The sequence below is a fragment of the Streptomyces sp. UH6 genome, from assembly GCF_013421635.1.
Classification (GTDB): domain Bacteria; phylum Actinomycetota; class Actinomycetes; order Streptomycetales; family Streptomycetaceae; genus Streptomyces; species Streptomyces abyssomicinicus.
In genome coordinates this window covers 1-2,001 of sequence record NZ_JACADT010001014.1, presented here as the reverse complement: position 1 = coordinate 2,001, position 2,001 = coordinate 1, and the positions used below count along the sequence as shown (strand labels likewise).

At 72.1% G+C, this 2,001-nt stretch carries 1 protein-coding gene and 1 pseudogene; one reads left to right on the top strand and one right to left on the bottom strand.

All coding sequences use genetic code 11. From position 1 onward, the window contains the following. Window positions 1-236: 236 nt before the first annotated feature. Window positions 237-1,679, top strand: coding sequence for an MFS transporter (locus HW445_RS28655; protein WP_180223753.1), 1,443 nt, complete (start codon window positions 237-239; stop codon window positions 1,677-1,679). Between the two features lie 20 nt (window positions 1,680-1,699). Here HW445_RS28655 and HW445_RS28650 read toward each other — a convergent pair. Then, window positions 1,700-2,001 (bottom strand): annotated as a pseudogene (locus HW445_RS28650) (ATP-binding protein); the annotation flags it as partial.

Below are 2,001 nucleotides of genomic sequence, written 5' to 3'. Positions count from 1 at the left end.
CCGCACCGGTCGCCCGGGCGAGGGGCCGGCCGTAGCGTCGACCCCATGGAGAGCCCGCCCCCGCCTCTGAGGACAAGGCCGCCGACCTGCGCGAACCGGCTTCCGGCCGGTGCCGGCAGTGAACGGGGCCGACGGTGGTGCCGAGCGTGAGGGGGCACCGGCCAGGCACCGACGGGGCGGCTCCGGGGAGCGGCAACAAGCTCGTCCCGCTCCTGGTGATCGCCTCGCTCCAGCTGATGGTCGTCCTGGACATCACCATCGTCAACATCGCCCTGCCGCACATCCAGTCGGCGCTCGACTTCACCACGGCGAACCTCTCCTGGGTGATCAACGCCTACACCCTCACCTTCGGCGGGCTGCTCCTGCTGGGCGGCCGATCGGGTGACATCCTCGGCCGCCGTGCGATGTTCACGTTCGGCGTGTCGCTCTTCACCCTCGCGTCGCTGCTGTGCGGCCTCGCGCAGGAGCCCTGGCAGCTGCTGGCCGCCCGCGCCCTGCAGGGCCTGGGCGGCGCCGTCGCCTCGCCGACCGCGCTGGCGCTCATCGCGACCATCTTCGACGAGGGACGGGAACGCAACCGGGCGTTCGCCGTGTTCGCCGGGGTGTCCGCGGGGGGCGGCGCGATCGGGCTGCTGGCGGGAGGCGTGCTCGTCGAATGGCTGACCTGGCGCTGGATCTTCTTCGTCAACGTCCCGATCGGCCTGCTCATCGTCCTCGCCACCCGGCGCCACATCCGGGAGTCGGAACGCCGGCCAGGACGGTTCGACGTGCTCGGGGCCTGCATCTCGACACTCGGCATGGTCGCGCTGGTGTACGGGTTCATCCGTGCCGGGGAGAAGAGCTGGTCCGACCCCCTCACCGTCACCGCCTTCGCCGTCGCGGTCGTCCTCCTGGGGGCCTTCGTCCTCGTCGAGCGCACGTCACGGCAGCCGATCACGCCGCTGCGGCTGTTCCGCGACCGCAACCGGTCCGGCACCTACGCGATCATGCTCTGCCTCGCGGCGGCGATGTTCGGCATGTTCTTCTTCCTGACCCTCTTCGTGCAGGACGTCATGGGGTTCAGCCCGCTCAGGGCGGGCCTGGCCTTCCTGCCGGTGAGCGCCGTCATCGCGGTCAGTGCCGCGGTCGCCTCCCAGCTGCTGCCGAGAACCGGGCCCAAGATCGTGATGGTGTCCGGAGCCGTCCTCGCCGCGGCCGGCCTCGCATGGCTCTCCCGCCTCGAGGTCACCAGCAGCTACGTCGGCGGCATCCTCGGACCGATGCTCGTGTTCGGCTTCGGCATGGGGTTCGAGTTCGTCTCCCTCACGCTGATGGCCGTCTCCAACGTGGCCGAGAAGGAGTCCGGCGCCGCCTCCGGGGTGCTCAACGTGACCCAGCAGGTCGGAGGCTCCCTCGGCCTGTCCATCCTCGTGACCGTCTTCAGCACCAGCAGTCGCCACAAGGCCGAGGACCTCGTCCGCGCGTTCCTCGCCCGTGCCACGCCGGAGGAACGGCAGCGGTTCCGGCAGACCGGCGCGTTGCCTCCCCAGCTGCGGGAGGAGACACTCGCCGCCGGCATCACCTCGGCGTTCGTCGCCGCCGCCCTGATGGCGGCGCTGGCGGCCCTGGTCGCCGTGCTCATGATCCAGACACGTGCCGCGGACCTGGAGAGGTTCCAGGGCGGGACGCCGGCGTCCTGAGAGAAGGGCGTCCCCGGCCGTCAGGCGCGCAGGTCGGTCAGCAGCGGAGGCGCGTGCTCGCCCGCGGCCGTGGTGAGGGAGAGGACCGCGTGACCCGGGGGGACGCCGTGGGCCAGGTCGGACGCGGACCACCGTTCCCGCTCGACCTGCCGCACCGTCACCGCCCGCGCCGTCGGCGCGTGCCCCGTGATCACCCGCCGCAGCGCGTGCAGCGCCTTGCCCGCCGGGGTCTCGGCGACGATCTGCCGGTCGGTGACGTCCCGCGCCTCGGTCCACTCCTTGCCCCAGACCTCGGCGAAGTCCTGGCCGTCCCACGGGGTGA